Source organism: Nocardia sp. NPDC049737 (genome assembly GCF_040674755.1).
GTDB lineage: Bacteria > Actinomycetota > Actinomycetes > Mycobacteriales > Mycobacteriaceae > Nocardia.
In genome coordinates, this window is record NZ_JBFANH010000034.1 from 36,895 (window position 1) to 53,859 (window position 16,965).

Below are 16,965 nucleotides of genomic sequence, written 5' to 3' on the forward strand. Positions count from 1 at the left end.
ATTAAATCCCCTCGCCACGCCCCGATCGGAGCGCGCGGTAGTGCCTTAACTGTCACCGCGGCCAGCTAATGTGGTTGTGGTTCGCGCGACGGGCGGAGGTACTGGTGCCGGAACGATCGAAGGTGGCAAGGGCAGGTTTCATCGCGGGACGATTCGGTGAGTTTCCGGTGCGGTGGAATCAGGGTCGGCTCGGCCAGGGTCTGCAGGACCAGCTCGCGCGCATCTCTCGCAGCCCGTTCGGCCCGAGCGAGGAAGAGCTGCGGGCCAATCTGGCCGGTGAGGCCAGTGCCGAGGCGGCGCTGTCGCTGCACGATGCCGAACTCGCCGAAGCCGATATCGAGGCCACCGGGCCCGAGGTGCCGCGGGATCTGACCGCGGCGGCATTCTTCGATGTCGACAACACCATGGTGCAGGGCGCGTCGATCGTGCATTTCGCCCGCGGCTTGGCCGCGCGCAAATACTTCAAGACCTCCGATCTGGTGGACGTCGCCTGGAAGCAGGTGAAATTCCGGGTCACCGGCAAGGAGAACAGCACCGATATGGCCGCGGGCCGGGAGAAGGCGCTGGCATTCATCGCGGGCCGTCCCACCGCCGAGCTCGCCGCCCTCGGCGAGGAGATCTACGACGAGATCATCGCCGACAAGATCTGGCCCGGCACAAGGGCTTTGGCACAGATGCATCTGGACGCCGGACAGCAGGTCTGGCTGGTAACCGCGACGCCGGTCGAGCTGGCGCAGGTCATCGCGAAGCGACTCGGGCTGACCGGTGCGCTCGGTACGGTCGCCGAGAGCGTGGACGGAAAGTTCACCGGGCGACTGGTCGGCGACATCCTGCACGGACTCGGTAAGGCGCATGCGGTGCGTACGCTGGCGATCCGAGAAGGCTTGAACCTCAAGCGTTGTACGGCCTACTCCGACAGCCACAACGATGTGCCGATGCTGTCGCTGGTCGGCACCGCGGTGGCGATCAATCCGGATTCGGACCTACGCGAGGTAGCCAAGAATCGCGGCTGGGAGATCCGCGATTTCCGTACCGGACGCAAGGCAGCCAAGATCGGCGTGCCGACCGCGCTGGCACTCGGCGCCGCCGGCGGTGCGGTCGCCGCGGCGGTCACCCGGCGCCGCGAGCACTAGCCCGTGAACGGGTTGCGGCGCTTGGTGAGCAGCTTGTAGAGGGTCTGCTGAATGGTTTCGCGGACCTGGTCGGTGACCTCGAACATGGTCATCGGATCGTCCGCGTCCTCGGCCTCATAGCCGGTGGTCGCGATCGGCTCGCCGAATTCGATGTACCACTTCGACGGCAGCGGCAGCGCACCGAGCGGACCCAGATGCGGGAACAGCGGCGTCACCGGGAAGTAGGGCAGATTGAGCAGCCGGGCCAGCGGCTTGATATCGGCCAGCTTCGGATAGATCTCCTCCGAACCGACGATCGAGCACGGAATGATCGGCGTGCCGGTGCGCACCGCCGCCGCGACGAATCCGCCACGACCGAAGCGCTGCAGCTTATAGCGATCGGTGAACTGCTTACCGACGCCCTTGAAGCCCTCGGGAAATACCCCGGTCAATTCCCCTGCGCGCAGAAGCCTTTCGGCGTCCGGATGGCAGGCCAGGGTGTGTCCGGCCTTGCGGGCGAGCACGCCGAGCACCGGCGTCTCGAAGACGAGATCGGCGGCTAGCAGGCGCAGCGCGCGTTCCTTCGGATGCCGGTCATGGATCGCCAGTTGCAGCATCAGCCCGTCGAGCGGGATGGTGCCCGCGTGGTTGGCGACGATCAGCGCACCACCGGCTTCCGGAATATTCTCGATCCCGTTGACCTGCACCCGGAACCAGTAATCCGAGAGCGGCCGCAGCGCGGGCAGGATCAACGATTCGAGCAGATGTTCGTCGAATCCGAATTCGTCGATCTGATAGTCGCCGGTGAGCCGACGGCGCGCGAAATCCGCAGTGCTGCGGATCTGCTTGCCGATGGCGCCGCGCAGCATATCCGACACCGAACGCGGCGGCGGGGGTTCTGCGGCCGCGAGACGTTCGGTCAGCGACGTCACCACCGGGCTGGGCGTGACCTCGCCGGTCAGCGGCTCCGGCCAGCGCCGCGGCGTGGTCCGCTGGCGCGTTTCGATATTCAGATCGTGGAGTTGGATGACTTTCGCTACGTCATTCATGTATGTGCTCCCGTACCGGCCCCGAGCAGGCCGAGCAGTTTATGTTCTGCGGCATCGATCCACGCTGGATCGATGACGGGCCGCGACGCTGCGCCCCCAATGAAGTCGTCGAATGCCTGCACCGTCGTCCAGCGCGGGACGAACTCGAGTTCGGTGCGCATGCGGGTGGTGTCGAGGCCACAGCCGAAATGGAAATAGTCGATCTGCTCACTCGTGAAATCACGCATGATCGGGCCCATGATCGCGCGGCCCGCGGTGCGGAAGACCGACCACGGGATCGGCAGCTCGATCCGCCCCGCACGCCGGATCGCCTGCGATAGCACCAGTGCGCCGTCCCCGGCGATGTTGTAGGTGCCGCCGGGCGCCTGCCGCGCCGCATGGGCCATCGCGGCGATGGCGTCCTCCTCATGCAGCAACTGCAGCCTGGCATCGCGGCCGAGGACCGTCGGCGCGACCGGTGAACGCAGATACTGCACACCGCGGCGGGCCAATCGCGGGCCGACAATGGGCGCCAAACGCAAAATGGAAGCGGCTATATCGGGACGGCGCCGAGCGAGTCCGCGGACGAATCCTTCGATTTCGATCATGTCGCGAGCAAACCAACCACTCGGTGGGGTTCGCGCGCTCATTTCTTCGGTGAATTTGGCGGGATCCTTCGCACTGCATCCGTAGACCGCGGACGTCGAGCGCACCACCACGCGCCGCACCGAAGGCGATTTCTGACAGACCGCGAGTAGCTGCATCGCGCCGAGGACGTTGAGATCCTTCATCACCGCCCGGCCGCCGCCGGCCGGCGGATGCGTGAGCATCGCGACGTGTACAACGGTGTCGACCTCATTGCCGCCGATTACCTTGCGAATCAAAGGATTTCGAATATCGGCGCGGACGAATTCGGCGCGGCCCATGCGCCGTTGCAGCTCACGACTCGGGGTCATGGTGTCGACGGCCAGGATGCGTTCGATGTTCTGATCCTGGGTCAAACGGGCGACCACGTTGCCGCCGAAGAATCGGCTGGCACCGGTCACCATAACCACTTTGGGTGTATGTCCATCCCGTATCTCAGAACCCACCGCACCGGATCCCAACTGTGACAGCCCCCAATTCTGTTTACTGCGGTACCAGAGTAACCGGTCGACTGCGATGCGCAGAGGGTATTAACCAGCTTCTAACGATGACTTCAGTCACCTGATACATGAGCAAATTTCAAAATTCGCTGTTTCAAAAAGAAAAGCCCGCCACCAATCGGTGACGGGCCTCTCAGCTAATGCGCAGCTACTCACTTGCCGAGTTTGCGCCGCTGAACACGCGTGCGGCGAAGCAGCTTGCGGTGCTTCTTCTTCGACATGCGCTTGCGGCGCTTCTTGATCACAGAACCCATAGGGTTGTCCTCGCGTTCTCTCTACTCGGCGCGCACGCCAATCACGTACGCCTATTTCAGCGTCCGCGCCGCCAGCTGGCACCGGACACCACAAAGCGGTGCCGCCGGCAGGCGCACACGAACCGAGGATTCATCCTACCGGGACACCGTCAAGCTGATGAAACCGCCTCATCCAGCGTCGAAGTAGGACGTCTCCAAATAGTCGTGCACCGCCTTGGCATGCACCCGGAACGAGCGACCGACCCGCACGGCGGGCAACTCACCCGAGTGCACCAGCCGATAGACCGTCATCTTGGATACCCGCATGAGATTGGCAACCTCGGCGACGGTGAGGAACTGAGTACCTCCTCCGAGCACTGACTGCGACGGATTCGCCGAACCGCCTTGGGTCCGGGAACCAGCCCGGCCACTCGATGGTCCGGAACTTCCTGGCGACGTCCCTGAACTATTTGCAGACATCTTGTTAGACATCATCGCACCACTGACCTCCGGCACGTCCGCGCCGCCAGCTTCCCCACCGGCGGAACAGACACGCACGTGCTCCTTGAAGCTTAGCGGGACCAGTGGGATTACTGCGACGGGTGTGAGAAATCCGGTTTACACGCTGGGAACCGACCGGTCACCCTGTAGACGCACGATGTTTGATGAACGCCCGTCCAAGATCGCTCAGGAAGCGCTGCCGCCAGCCCCGTCATTGGCACCCTGTTCCGCGGATCGGTGCTTCGCCGCATGCAATGCCTCGAGGAAGGCCGAGCGCACCCCGCCACGCTCCAATTCACGCACCGCGGCGGCGGTCGTACCCGCCGGCGAAGTCACCGCGGCACGCAGCTCGGCGGCGGTCTGTCCGGAGCTCTCGAGCAGGGCGGCCGAGCCGAGCATGGTCTGCACGACGAGCTCGGTGGCGACGTCGCGGGTCAGGCCGAGTCCGACAGCGGCGTCGATCATGGCCTCGACCACCAGGAAGAAGTACGCGGGTCCGGAACCCGAGACCGCGGTCACCGCATCCATCTGCGCCTCGGTCACAGTCGCCACCTTGCCGACCGCGGCCAGCAGCTCGGTCACCTGGGCCAGCTGTTCCGAGCGAGCGTAGCGGCCCGGTGCGAGCACACTCATGCCCTGGCCGACCAGCATCGGGGTATTCGGCATCACCCGCACCACCGGGAAGCCGGCGGGCAGCTTGTTCTCCAGTCGCGCCGTCGGCACACCCGCCGCCAGCGACACCAGGATCTGATCGCGGTCGGCGTCGAGTTCGGCCTTGCCGAGCTGGGTCAGGACCGTATCCACATCACCCGGCTTGACGGCGATGACCAGAACATCCGCACCGACGATCGCGTCCGCGATCGAATCGGTGACCCGCACGCCGAAGCGATCGCCGATGAGTTCGGCCCGATCGGCATGTGTCTCGACGACGACCAAATCCTTCGCCGCCCGTCCGGATTCGAGCAATCCGGCGATCAACGCCTCCCCGATGCGACCGCCACCGATCACCGCAACTCTCGTCATAGCGCTAAGGCTAATCGCGCGGCAATATCGGCACGGCGCTGGGGAACCGGTCCTAGCGCTGCTGCGGCACCAGCGCGAGCTGGCGGCTCTGTGCGACAACCGCGCCGGTCGAGTCGAGAATCAGCTGGTCCTCGTCGAACATGCGCGCGCCGACCTCGTGGCTGGTCGCGATGATCCGCAGCCAGCCGGGGGCCGGGCGGCGGCGCAGGTAGGTGGTCATCTGAACCGTCGGGGCCCAACCGAATTGGCCGAGGTTCTGCGGGACCGGCGGGCTCATATCGGCGGACATGATCGCGAAGTACATGGCGATGTCCGCATCCCGCTGGTCGCCCTCGAACGGACGCATCCAAAGACGCAGGCGCGGTTCACCTTTCGCGCCGTCGAGGAATCGGGCCCACTCCCGATCGATGAACAGTTCGGCACCGCGCGCCACATGGACGATCTTGCCCATCGACGAATCCCGGTAACCGATGGCGTCGGCGGGCGGTTCGATCGGCATATCAGCGTGCTGCTGCGCGTAGATCGGGTCGGCATCGTCGAGATGGCCGAAGGTGAACGCGGTACGCACCAGCGTGCGCCCACTCTGGACCAGGTTCACATCGACCAGGCAGATCTGACGACCGACCTTGCGGATGTGCACCTCGTACTCGACCTCTCCCGGCTCGGGCGCGCCGAGGAAATCGGAGCTCGCCGCGATGGGCGCCATGCCAACCAGGGCCGGATCGGAGGCGCGCAGCCAGCGGGTGGCCGCGGCGGCGCTGGCCGCGACCATGGTGCCGCCGTGCACCTTCGGCCCGATGGTCCAGATTTTGTCGATGATGCCCAGGTAGCGGCCGCTATCCGGGTTGGCCGACAGCAGTTCGGTCAGTGTGCACACCCGGCTGAAGGGTGCGTCCGTCGTGATGGCCTGCTCGAGTTCGGCGGTCAGCTCCGGCATCGTCACTCCTGTCGTCGGTCGGCCGCATCGGCGAGACGCGGCGTTCGTACAGCGTAGAACGAAGCGATTCGCGGTCGGAATTCCCCTCTGCCGGTAGATAGGTGCGGCATCACACCTGGTTGGCGTGCGTGGGAGCCGGAGCGGATGCGTTGAGGTGCGTCCTGGCGAACTCCAGCGTGCGGTTCAGCATGTCCGTACGGCCCTGGGTGGTGCGCGCGTTCTGGGTATTGATCTCGGCGACCGCATGACCGGCGAAACCCGACCGCAGCAGTGCCGCGCACAGTTCGACACAGGGCTGGGTGCCCTCGCCCGGCACCAGATGCTCGTCGTGCGCCGCGCCGCAGCCGTCGGCGAGATGCAGGTGCGCGAGGCCCTGGCCCATCCGCGCGGCCAGCGCCAGCGGATCGGCGCCCGCGGTCGCGGTATGTGAGATATCGAGGGTGTAGTGCCGGAATCCGGTATCGGTCGGATCGTAGGACGGACTGAACGCGGTCAGGCCGGGACCGGGTCCGCCACGGCGCTCCAGCCGCTTCGCCGAGCCGGTTTTGCGGCCGAAGAGAGTGTCCGCGCGCATGGGGAACATATTCTCCACCGCGACGATGACGTGGCTGTGCTCCTCCAACTCGGCCACCTGATCGGCGAAGCCCTGCGAATATCTGCGCTGCCAGCGGAACGGCGGATGCACCACCACGGTGCCCGCACCGAGCGCCTCAGCGGTGCGCACACTGCGCTCGAGTTTGGCCACCGGATCCGAACCCCACACCCGCTGGGAGATCAGCAGGCACGGTGCGTGAATCGCCAGTACCGGCACACCGTATTTGCGGGAATAGGCCTGAACCGCGGCGATGCTCTGGCTGGCCGGTTCGGCCCAGACCATCAATTCGATACCGTCGTAACCGATTTCGGCCGCGTACTGGAAGGCCGACTCGGTGTTCTGCGGATATACCGAGGCCGTCGAGAGACCGACGAGGATCTGCTGACCGCCGGATCCACCGGCCGCTTCGACCGGCGAATGGGGTTCGGTGCGCACGTCGGGATCTGGAGCGCGCCCTGTGGCCGCGCTCGCCGTTCTGGTGTCGTCCGCCTGCCCGATGTTCCCCACAACCGCTCCCTGCTCAGTTCGTACTGAGTAGAAAGGCTAGCGGTCCCAGGGTGACGAAGATGCCGACAACGACGGCTATCACCGTGCTGAGAATGTCATCGGTGCGCCGCAGTATTCGCACCAGTGCCACCAAGCCCAAGATCACGATCATCGCCAAGCACAGCGCCACCCAGGGCAGCATTTCCCACATGCGCTCGAAGCCCTTGAACAGCAACATTCCGGCGACCGCCGCGCCGGTGCTCTGACCGCCCAGAATCATCCACTGTCGGCGATTGGCGTCGTACTCGGACTTGCGTGCGATCCGCGAGCGAGCGCGTCTCGGGGACAAGCGGGAGGCGAACGAATGTTCCGAATCGACATCGTCACCGTCGAAATCCTCGTCGTCGTCGAGGACATCGCCGGTCGGGAACGGTTCATACACATCGGTTAGACCGTCGTACACATCATCCGGCTCGACGGGCTTTGATCTGCCACGTCGGCCACGCCCGTTGCGCTCCGCGGCGCGCCCGTTCGCCCGCTGGGCCTCGGCGCGCTCGACCTCGTCGCGCAGCAGGTCGCCCGCCACGGTCTGGCCGGAGACGAGCTGCTGATCCTGACTGGCCAGTGACCACCCGGCAGTTGGGACGCTCTCTGATTCGGGCGCACTGTTATTGGGCGCTACGTTTCTTCGCGCCGACCAGGCGGGCAGAGCGCGGTCGGGCGGACCATCGCGCCGTGCGGATCTTCGCTGATCCGGCGGCTCGGGATGACCTCCGCGCGACGGACCGTCCGGCAGCGGGGATATCGGCAGCGGCGCGGATTCCGGTGTGAAGCCATTGGTGGACGGCGACCATGGAGCGGTCGATGGTCCGGCGTTGTTGGCCTCGGCTTCGGCTGCCTCCGCCGCGCGTCGCCGGGCGGCCCGACCGCCGGATCTCGATCCGTTCGGCGGGCTTTCGGGCGGGGCGCCCATGTTTCGGCCGAGATCGCGCAGCGGCCGTACATCGGTGGTCTCCTCCGCCGGTTCGGCGTGCCGATGTCGGCGGCCGGTGCTTCCCGAGCCGACCGCCCCATCGGCCAGCGGGTCCCGCGCGTACGGATCGGGAGCCGGGGTGTACGGATCGGGAGCCGGGGTGTACGGATCGGGAGCCGGAGCGTACAGATCCGATATCGGCGTGGACAGCGGCTCCGCGGGCGCGGCATGCCGCGACGACGAATCCGGCATCTCCCGTCCAGGCATGACTCGGCTCGAATATCCCGGCGGGGGCAGCGGATCGGCCGGTGCTTCCGCAGGGGCGTAGGCCGAGAGTGGGTCGTACCGGGTGATCGGCCCCGACATCGGCGAGTAGTTGGGCAAGTCGGGTGCGGCGTAGGGCGCCGGATCCGGCGCGGCATACGAAGTGGGTTCCTGCGCAGGCGTTTCGAAACCGGACGCGTACCCGCCCGACTGGAAGCCGGAAGGTTGGTAACCCGACGCGTCGTACCCGTTCGCCTCGTACCCGTTCGCCTCGTACCCATTGGCTTCGTACCCATTGGCTTCGTACGCGACTGGCTCGTACGCCGGTTCGTCGTCCTCGGGTGCGGCGTGCGCCGAATGGCCACCGCCACCGCCGGCCGGAATGGCGGGCAGATCACCGGTCAGCTCGGCCACCGAGATGCCGCGACCACTGCGCCGCCGCCGTCCGCCGCCACCGGCGGATGCGCCCTGCTGGCCATTGCGTGCCAGCAGCTCGGCAACCGAGAGCTGCTTGGAATCCTCACTCATGACGACACCGTTTCCATCGGGCCCGATAGACCACCGCCGGGCACCGGCTTACCGCTCGTTTCCACAACGACACCCGGCAAAGCCGTAGCTCTCGGTCCGCCGTTCATATCGGTATCCAGTTTGCGCAGGATCAGCCCCTCGCGCAGTGCCCACGGACAAATCTCGAGGGTATCCAGCGATAGTGCCCGCATACTCGCCTCCGCGACCAATGCGCCAGCCACCAATTGCTGTGACCGATCAGAACTTACGCCTTCCAATTCTGCACGGTCCGCCGCCGTCATTCTCGAGATGAAGGCAATCAGTTGGCGCAGACCTGAGCTGGTGAGTGTACGGCGCACCCGCAACCCGGCCGAAGAAGGTGCCGCTCCGGTCAACCGGGCAAGCGACCGAAACGTCTTCGAGGTACCGACCGCCAGATCCGGTTTTCCGGTCTCCAGCAGCTCTTTCGCCGGTGCGACGAGCTCCGCGTCGAGCCAATCGCGCAGCACCGCGACGCGGCGCTTACCCGGCGGATCCTCACGCAGCCACTCTCTGGTCAACCGTCCGGCACCGAGTTGCAGCGAGACCGCGAGATCGGGTTCCTCGTCGCCGCCGTTGGTCATTTCCAGTGAGCCGCCGCCGATATCGAGATTGAGGATCCGCCCCGCGCTCCAGCCGTACCAGCGGCGCACGGCGAGGAAGGTCAGCCGGGCCTCGTCGACACCGGAGAGCACCTGCAGTTCGACACCCGTTTCGGCGCGGACCCTGGCGAGTACCTCATCGGAGTTCGCGGCCTCACGCAGCGCGGAGGTCGCGAACGGCATCAGCTCCACGCAGCGGGAAGTCTCGGCGATGCTGGCGAATTCGGCCACCGTCGCGATCAGCCGTTCGGCCCCCTGGACGGTGATGCAGCCGTCGGAATCGATATTCTCCGATAGCCGGAGGGTGGCCTTTGTCGAGCTCATCGGCATCGGGTGACCACCGCGATGGGCGTCCACCACTAGCAGGTGGACGGTATTGCTTCCGACATCGAGTACCCCAAGCCGCACATGAATACGGTACTGGGTGATCCGGCCCTTTAGCCCAGGCGACTGAACTGTTAGCGTCCTGAAGTGTGACGGTAGGCGCAACGAACAGCGGCTCCAAGAGGCCCCGACCAGCGGGAAAGATCGATCCGGCACCGGAGGTCGATCTCGACTTTCCCCGTGAATGGATCGAGTTCGTGGATCCAGCAAACGACGAGCATGTGATCGTCGCGGATTTGACCTGGTTGCTGTCGCGCTGGACGTGCGTTTTCGGAACTCCGGCGTGTCAGGGAATTCTGAGCGACCGCCCCGATGACGGCTGCTGCTCGCACGGCGCGTTCCTCTCCGACAAGGACGACCGCAAACGATTGACCAATGCTGTGAAAATGCTCACACCGAGCGACTGGCAGCTGATGGATGAGGCGACCGACGCCGACGGCAAGATCACCAAGAAGGGCTATCTCGAGCTCGACGAACTGGAGGACGAGCCCGCGCTGCGCACCCGCCGCTTCGACGGCGCCTGCATTTTCCTCAACCGCCCAGGCTTCGAGGGCGGCGTCGGCTGCGCACTGCACACCATGGCGCTGCGCAAGGGCATCGAGCCGCTCGAGGTGAAGCCGGACGTGTGCTGGCAGCTGCCGATCCGGCGCACCCAGGACTGGGTGGAACGCCCGGACGGCGCGCAAATCCTGAAGACCACCATCACCGAATACGACCGGCGCGGCTGGGGACCCGGCGGCGAGGACCTGGATTGGTACTGCTCAGGCTCCCCCGACGCCCACGTCGGCACCCGTCCGGTGTGGCAGTCCTACGCTCCCGAACTGAAGGAATTACTCGGCGCACCCGCCTACGAAGAGCTGGCCAGACACTGCAAACGCCGCGAGGGACTCGGCCTCATCGCGATCCATCCCGCGACCGTGCATGCAAATCGAATGAGATCCGACGACCACGTCACAGACCAGTCGGCGTGACCTATCTGGGGTGACCTATCTGGGGTGACCTATCTGGGGTGATTCACCTGCCCGCCATGCAGGCTTTACTCGGATGCGGTTGGATGTGCGGTCATGTTGAAAAAAGCCCTGACCCTGACCGCCATCGCGCTCGGCGCCACCGCCGCGCTGACCGGTGCCGCGCATGCCGAGCCCAATGGCGACCCGGCCAAATACGCCGATTTCACCGCCGACTTCCTGCCCGCCAATACCCCCGAGGCGATCAACGCCCAGGCGAACGGCAAGAACCTGATCATGAGCCCCTACGGCGTCACCCGCACCATCGCCTGCCGCGGCACCAGCGCGGGCGACGTCTACGACTGCATGCAGGAAGACGACCTCGGCTGGATCACCCTGCACAAGAACGACCTCCCCGGCCTCGGCCCCACCTGGGTCTACCTGCCCTGATTCTCGGACGCACGCAGCAGACGCCGAGGTTGTCGGGGCCTCGGCGTCTGCGAATATTCGGGGAGGCGGTCAGGCCTCGAGCTTGTAGCCGAGGCCGCGGACGGTGACCAGATGCTCCGGCTTGGCCGGATCGCCCTCGATCTTCGAGCGCAATCGCTTGACGTGCACGTCGAGGGTCTTGGTGTCGCCGACATAGTCGGCGCCCCAGACCCGGTCGATCAGCTGGCCCCGGGTGAGCACTCGCCCGGAATTGCGCAGCAGATATTCGAGCAGATCGAATTCCTTCAATGGCAGGGTGACCTGCCTGCCGTTGACGTGCACGGTGTGGCGGTCGACATCCATCCGGACCGGACCGGCCTCGAGCACACCGCTCTCATTGCCGCCGTCCAGTTCATCGCCCGCGCCGCGGCGCAGCACGGCACGGATGCGGGCGATCAGTTCGCGCGCCGAGTACGGCTTGGTGACGTAGTCGTCGGCGCCGAGCTCCAGGCCCACCACCTTGTCGATCTCGCTGTCACGCGCGGTGACCATGATCACCGGGACGCCGCTGCGGGTGCGCAGCTGTTTGCACACATCGGTGCCGCTCATACCGGGCAGCATCAGGTCGAGCAGCACGATATCGGCGCCGGAGCGGTCGAATTCGGCGAGCGCGGATGGTCCGTCACCGACGACCGTGACGTCGAAGCCCTCCTTGCGCAGCAGGAACGCAAGCGGATCGGCCAGCGACTCCTCATCTTCGACGATCAGAACACTCGTCATCTGCGTGCCTCCACACCATTGGGTCTGCCCGGCCCCGAGGGGCGCGGGTGTGTTTCTCTCATGCTCACCGCGGGACCGTCGACTTCTTCTTCGCCGCCGGTTTCATGGTGGGCAGGTATTCGCAGGGTGAACGTCGATCCGGTGCCGAGCTTGCTCCACAGGGTGATCTCACCGTTGTGGTTGGCCGCCACATGCTTGACGATAGCCAGGCCGAGGCCGGTACCACCGGTGGCGCGCGAGCGCGCCTTATCGGATCGGAAGAACCGTTCGAAGACCCGCTCCTGGTCTTCCTTGGCGATGCCGATGCCGCGATCGGTCACCGCCATCGCGACGTGATCGCCGCGCAGTGAGCGGCTCACCGAGACGTGGGAACCGGCGGGTGAGTACGCGATGGCGTTCTCCACCAGGTTGGACAATGCGGTGACGAGCAGGGTTTCATCGCCGAGCACCTCGAGTCCGCTCGGGCGATCGGTGCTGACGGTGATGCCCGCGGCCTCGGCGGCGGTGCGGGAGCGGTCGACCGCCTGCATGACCACGGTGTCGACGTCGACCACCTCTAGCTCGGGTAGCTTTTCCGCGCCCTGTAGTCGCGACAGCGCGATCAATTCGGTGACCATCTTGCCCAGGCGCCGGGATTCACCGAGTACGCGCTGACCGAAGTGCCGGACGGCCTCGGGGTCCTCGGCGGATTCCAGCATGGCCTCGGCCAGCAGGCTCATCGCGCCGACGGGGGTCTTGAGTTCGTGGCTGACATTGGCGACGAAGTCCCGGCGGGTCGCCTCCATGCGAGCCTGTTCGGAATCGTCGTCGGCGAACAGCACGGTGAAACTGGTCTCTTCGCGCGATAACTGTCTGGCTACCCCCCGCACCGCGATCCGGCTGCGGCCGGGCATCGGGTTCTTGGCGGTGAGATCGAATTCGGTGGATTCGCCGGTGGCGAGCACTTTCTCCACTGCGGCCCAGGCGCGTTCGTCGAGCAGCCGGTTGCGGACCAGGCCTAGTTCCTCGGCGCGCGGATTGACCAGCACCACATCGCGGTATTCGTCGACGACCGCGATTCCGCTCTCGGAGGCGAGCACGATCAGGTCGAGCACCTGCGACATGGTGAGACCGGAATCTGCCTGCCTGCGGGCGGCCTGCCTGGCGTTCATGAACGGGATCAGTAGCCCGCCGACTGCCAGGCCGACGACAGCCGCGAGAACTGCCAGCAGTACGGCCTGCGGAACACTCACACTTGAATCGTACGGTCGCCAACCGACAACCCAACTCGGGGTACGCGAAGTTTCACGCAGGTCATGGGCACTTCCAGGCCCGTTAGCCGCTTGTTTACGCGTTGTTCGCGCGATGGCGTCCGGATCGTTTTCACTCGTCGGAATCCGACATTGCCGAGCGCACCGAGTCGCCGTGGCGGTCGGCCCATTCGCCGAGGGAATAGATCGTAATGAGCAGATCGCGTCCGGCTTCGGTCAGTTCGTATTCGACGCGCGGCGGCGCCTCGGCGTAGCGGTGGCGCTCGATGAGCGTCATGGTTTCCATCCGGCGCAGCGTTTGCGTGAGCATCTTCTGGCTGATGCCGCCGATGGCGGTGCGCAGGTCACCGGGGCGCATCGGGCCCTCGCGCAACATGTAGACGATGACCGCGAGCCAGCGGTTACCGAACAGGTCGACGCCGAGGCGGGCCGGACAGTCGGCCTCGTAGTCGCCATAGGGCGCGAATTCCACTGGTTCGGCATGTTCGACCGTCATGAGACCAGCCTGCCATCGTCATTGCGCACCTTCGGGTGCCTATCGAAATCTCTAGCGTCAGTGCCGTATACATCCCGAATCAGGAGTTGATATGCGAATCGGAATCATCGGGGCGGGCGCGATGGCGAAGGCACTCGGCGGCGGCTGGGCCGCAGCCGGGCACGAGGTCCTCATCGGCGCTCGTTCCCGCGCGGACGCGCTGGCGGCAACCATCGGGCACGGAGCGCGAGCCGGAAGCGTCGGCGCGGCCGCCGAATTCGGGGCGGTCGTGCTGCTGGCGCTACCGGTAAGCGCCCTTGACGAAGTACTGGGTGAGATCGGCGGAAAACTCGCCGGGCGGACTGTGATCGACTGCACCAATGCGTTCCTGCCGGACGAGGCCGCGCCGGCAGGAGTTCCGGCATTCGTGCTGTCCGAGGACGCGGTCGCCGCTCGCATCGCGGCGACGGTTCCCGAGGCGCATGTGGTGAAAGCGTTCAACGTCTGCGCGGCCGAGGTCTGGGAATCGGAAACTCGTGTCTTCGAGGACCGCAGGCTGGCGGTACCGATCTGCGGTGACGATGCTTCCGCCGTCGAACAGGTCGCGGCGCTGGCGGAAGATCTGGCACTCCAACCGATTTCGGCGGGCGGCCTGCATCGGGCCAAATACCTGGAGGCCACCTCGGTATTCACCGTCGGTCTCTGGTTCTCCGGCGCGGACGCCCGCGCGATCTTCCCGCCATTGGACGCGGCGTTCGCCGTGGCCGACTAGCCCGTGAGAACGGTCCGAGCGTGCACCAATCGCCCATACCCCGCGGATTCGAGCATGAATGCGCGAGAGGTGCACGCTCGGGCCGGATTCGGCTTATCAGCCCGCGTTCGTCCGCACTGGTTATTCGCGAAACTCGGGCGCATTCGGATAAAGCCGAAGAGGCGCCGCTACCCGAGCGGATAGCTCAACTCTGTTGTCAGGTCAGTTTCACCATCCCGGCCTGCCCTGCACCGGAACGTTGACGAAGCTCGCCCGGTCCGGATCCAACTGGATGTGCTGCGGTTTCAGACCCGTATCGATCAGCATCGGCAGTACCGGCAGGCCCTTGGGGAAGTTGCCCGCGAAGACATCCACGCGCAGGCGATGGCCCGGCTGCAGAATCGCCTCGGTGGCGGGCAGAGCGATATCGAGGGTCGTCTCCTCCCCCGGCACGGTCGGCTGACGCAGGTCGAGCGATGTGTAGGCACGCGGGTCGGTGTAATCGCCGCTGGCGGAACGGGTGCTGTTCGGCTCGTCGACCTGACGCAGCGACGCCATCAACTGGCCCGAGGACAGCACGGTGGACTGACCGTCCGGAGCGACATCGTTCACCGTGACCACCCAGTAGCCGTCAGTCGCATCCTGAACAGTATTGAGGTGCGCGGCGATTCGGCCGGAGATGATTGTCGGCTCGACGACCGGGTCGCTGGTGAAGGTCAGCCCGTTCAGCTCCGCGATCCGGGAGTCCTTGGCACAGCCATCGATGATCGAGAGGAAACCCGCGCTACCCTGCGCTGCGTCGTTGGAGCACAGGGTAGTCAGGCCTGGCGCGACCGTGAGCCGCGCCGGGTCCGGGCTCGCCGCGGCGAGCAACGATCCGTCGTACCGGCTGTTCGCGGTGCCACTTCGGTTGGCGGACAGATACATCCGGCGATATTCGGCATCTCGGGATCCGGTCTGCGGATCGGCGAACGAGTCGGTGGTGATCCAGCCGCCGCCCTGCTGGCGCAGCGTGATCGGGCCGTACTGATCGATACCGTTGTCGATTCCCTTGAGCCACTTGTCGAACCAGGCACGCTGCAGCACGTCCAGACGCGGCGGCAGGCCGGGCTTGCCGTATTCATTGCCGGAGCTGACGTGGTAGGTATTGCCCATCAGCAGCTGTTTCTGGCCCGCGGGCAGCGGAATTTCGTTGTAGATCTTGGATTCCGAGTAGGTGAACAGATCGTGCCAGCCACCGGTGACGAAGGTGGGCACCTGAATCTTGCTCGGATCGCCGAGCCAAGCCGCGCGCGATGTCGACGAACCGGTCAGCAGTTCCTTGGCACGCGGGTCCAGGTCCTCGATCCGGGTGGTGCTGTAGACGTTGAGCAGCACATCCATGAAGGTGAACGGATCCTTCGCGCGATCCGCGAGCCACTTCATATCGAACTGTCCGTTGAGTATCGATGCGACATCCGGTACGAGCTTGAGGCCGTTGATGGCGGTCAGCCACAGCGGAATGAAGTTGAAGCCGAATCCGCCGCCAGGTGCGAGCACATCGTTGACCAGGTCGCTGCCCGGCACGACAGGGAAGATCGCCTTCAGGGCGGGCGGTCGCATCGCGGCCACCTGGAGCTGGTTGATGCCCGAATACGACAGGCCGTTCATGCCGATGCGGCCGTTGGACCACGGCTGACTCGCGACCCAGTCGATCACCTCGTAGGTGTCCTGCTGTTCGCGCTGGCGCAACATGTCCCAGGTGCCCTGGGAGAAACCGGTGCCACGCACATCGACGACGACCTGGGTGTAACCGCTCTTGATGAGCTGACGGTCGACCGCGAAGTTGCGCAGTTCGCCGCCGCCGAAGGATTTGGTCAGATCGGTGACGCCGGATAGTGGGGTGCCGCTGAGGTCGATCTGTCGGAACAGTTCGATCAGAGCGTCGGACAGGCCAGGGATGGACATGGCGCTGTCGGCGATATTCGAGACCAGTTTGGTGTACGGAGTCAGATTGACCACGGTGGGCGTCGAGGTGTCGATCGGACGCCCCGCAGAATCCGCCGGGCGGTACACGTTGCCCTGGAGGACGGTGCCGTCGCTCATGGTGATCGGGACATCCCACTGGATATTCACATTCGGGTACTGCTGGGGACCGTCCTCGGCCGCGACCCAGGCGGCGCCGGCCGCGCCCCCGTCGGGACCGGACGGCTCCGGCGCGGCGATCGCGCTCTGGGTGACGAATGGAATGAGCACCGCCGTGGCGACTGCCGCCACTGTGGCACGCAACATTGTCTGCATCAGGGGTGATCCGCCTCTCGGACTGGTCGAACGACCAGAGCTTACATACCGACGAGTAGGTTCGAACTCGGGGTTACCCGAATTATGAGTCGAATGTCGGTTCACATATAGCAACCAACACCGCATAACGCCTGCACAAGCCTGAAAAAATTCAGGCCCACCTGCAGAATTCACACTAACCCAGACAGGCGCAGCTAACCGATCACGACTCGCGCCCCAGTTCC

At 65.4% G+C, this 16,965-nt stretch carries 17 protein-coding genes; 4 read left to right on the forward strand and 13 right to left on the reverse strand.

What is annotated here, in order from left to right:
• Positions 1–122 precede the first annotated feature (122 nt).
• Positions 123–1,133, forward strand: a complete 1,011-nt coding sequence (locus AB0J47_RS34895) for an HAD-IB family hydrolase (protein ID WP_040696263.1) — start codon at positions 123–125, stop codon at positions 1,131–1,133.
• Here the strand turns inward: AB0J47_RS34895 and AB0J47_RS34900 are convergent.
• The 9 genes from AB0J47_RS34900 to AB0J47_RS34940 all read right to left on the reverse strand — a co-directional run bounded on the left by AB0J47_RS34900 (position 1,130) and on the right by AB0J47_RS34940 (position 9,853).
• Positions 1,130–2,161, reverse strand: coding sequence for a lysophospholipid acyltransferase family protein (locus tag AB0J47_RS34900; protein WP_364356229.1), 1,032 nt, complete (start codon positions 2,159–2,161; stop codon positions 1,130–1,132). The genes AB0J47_RS34895 and AB0J47_RS34900 overlap by 4 nt on opposite strands.
• Entirely contained in the window at positions 2,158–3,189 is a 1,032-nt protein-coding gene (locus tag AB0J47_RS34905) for an NAD-dependent epimerase/dehydratase family protein (protein WP_364356398.1), read from the reverse strand. The genes AB0J47_RS34900 and AB0J47_RS34905 overlap by 4 nt, the downstream gene beginning before the upstream one ends.
• 248 nt (positions 3,190–3,437) lie before the next feature.
• Positions 3,438–3,539, reverse strand: a complete 102-nt coding sequence (locus AB0J47_RS34910; RefSeq protein ID WP_003402602.1) for an AURKAIP1/COX24 domain-containing protein — start codon at positions 3,537–3,539, stop codon at positions 3,438–3,440.
• Between the two features lie 168 nt (positions 3,540–3,707).
• Positions 3,708–3,998, reverse strand: a complete 291-nt coding sequence (locus AB0J47_RS34915; protein ID WP_364356232.1) for a helix-turn-helix domain-containing protein — start codon at positions 3,996–3,998, stop codon at positions 3,708–3,710.
• Positions 3,999–4,205: 207 nt separating this feature from the next.
• Entirely contained in the window at positions 4,206–5,042 is an 837-nt protein-coding gene (proC, locus tag AB0J47_RS34920; protein ID WP_364356235.1) for a pyrroline-5-carboxylate reductase, read from the reverse strand.
• Positions 5,043–5,094: 52 nt separating this feature from the next.
• A complete protein-coding gene (locus AB0J47_RS34925) occupies positions 5,095–5,979 on the reverse strand; it encodes a thioesterase family protein (protein ID WP_364356238.1) in 885 nt (294 codons plus the stop codon).
• A 109-nt stretch (positions 5,980–6,088) separates the two neighbouring features.
• A complete protein-coding gene (locus tag AB0J47_RS34930; protein ID WP_364356401.1) occupies positions 6,089–6,952 on the reverse strand; it encodes a sugar phosphate isomerase/epimerase family protein in 864 nt (287 codons plus the stop codon).
• Between the two features lie 142 nt (positions 6,953–7,094).
• Positions 7,095–8,825, reverse strand: coding sequence for a hypothetical protein (locus AB0J47_RS34935; protein ID WP_364356241.1), 1,731 nt, complete (start codon positions 8,823–8,825; stop codon positions 7,095–7,097).
• Positions 8,822–9,853: a Ppx/GppA phosphatase family protein gene (locus AB0J47_RS34940; RefSeq protein WP_364356244.1), complete on the reverse strand. Its 1,032-nt coding sequence runs from the start codon at positions 9,851–9,853 to the stop codon at positions 8,822–8,824. Before AB0J47_RS34940 ends, AB0J47_RS34935 begins: the two co-directional genes overlap by 4 nt.
• Before the next feature lie 119 nt (positions 9,854–9,972).
• Between AB0J47_RS34940 and AB0J47_RS34945 the strand changes: the two genes are divergently transcribed.
• Both AB0J47_RS34945 and AB0J47_RS34950 read left to right on the forward strand, forming a co-directional pair.
• Complete coding sequence (locus AB0J47_RS34945) at positions 9,973–10,800, forward strand: hypothetical protein (RefSeq protein WP_364356404.1); 828 nt, start codon at positions 9,973–9,975, stop codon at positions 10,798–10,800.
• Between the two features lie 93 nt (positions 10,801–10,893).
• Positions 10,894–11,226 (forward strand): hypothetical protein, encoded by a 333-nt coding sequence (locus AB0J47_RS34950; protein WP_364356247.1) that lies wholly within the window; start codon positions 10,894–10,896, stop codon positions 11,224–11,226.
• A gap of 69 nt (positions 11,227–11,295) precedes the next feature.
• On the opposite strand, the gene AB0J47_RS34955 is transcribed toward AB0J47_RS34950, so the two are convergent.
• The 3 genes from AB0J47_RS34955 to AB0J47_RS34965 form a co-directional block, all read right to left on the reverse strand.
• The gene (locus AB0J47_RS34955; RefSeq protein ID WP_364356250.1) at positions 11,296–11,985 is read right to left on the reverse strand and encodes a response regulator transcription factor; all 690 of its coding nucleotides are present in this window, start codon (positions 11,983–11,985) and stop codon (positions 11,296–11,298) included.
• Complete coding sequence (locus AB0J47_RS34960) at positions 11,982–13,217, reverse strand: ATP-binding protein (RefSeq protein WP_364356253.1); 1,236 nt, start codon at positions 13,215–13,217, stop codon at positions 11,982–11,984. Before AB0J47_RS34960 ends, AB0J47_RS34955 begins: the two co-directional genes overlap by 4 nt.
• A gap of 130 nt (positions 13,218–13,347) precedes the next feature.
• The gene (locus AB0J47_RS34965) at positions 13,348–13,731 is read right to left on the reverse strand and encodes a helix-turn-helix domain-containing protein (RefSeq protein WP_364356256.1); all 384 of its coding nucleotides are present in this window, start codon (positions 13,729–13,731) and stop codon (positions 13,348–13,350) included.
• A gap of 91 nt (positions 13,732–13,822) precedes the next feature.
• On the opposite strand from AB0J47_RS34965, the gene AB0J47_RS34970 reads away from it, so the two are divergent.
• Positions 13,823–14,482, forward strand: a complete 660-nt coding sequence (locus AB0J47_RS34970; RefSeq protein ID WP_364356259.1) for an NAD(P)-binding domain-containing protein — start codon at positions 13,823–13,825, stop codon at positions 14,480–14,482.
• Between the two features lie 207 nt (positions 14,483–14,689).
• Here the strand turns inward: AB0J47_RS34970 and AB0J47_RS34975 are convergent, their stop codons facing one another.
• On the reverse strand, positions 14,690–16,741 hold the full coding sequence (locus AB0J47_RS34975; RefSeq protein WP_364356262.1) for a CocE/NonD family hydrolase: 2,052 nt from the start codon (positions 16,739–16,741) through the stop codon (positions 14,690–14,692).
• Positions 16,742–16,965: the final 224 nt, after the last annotated feature.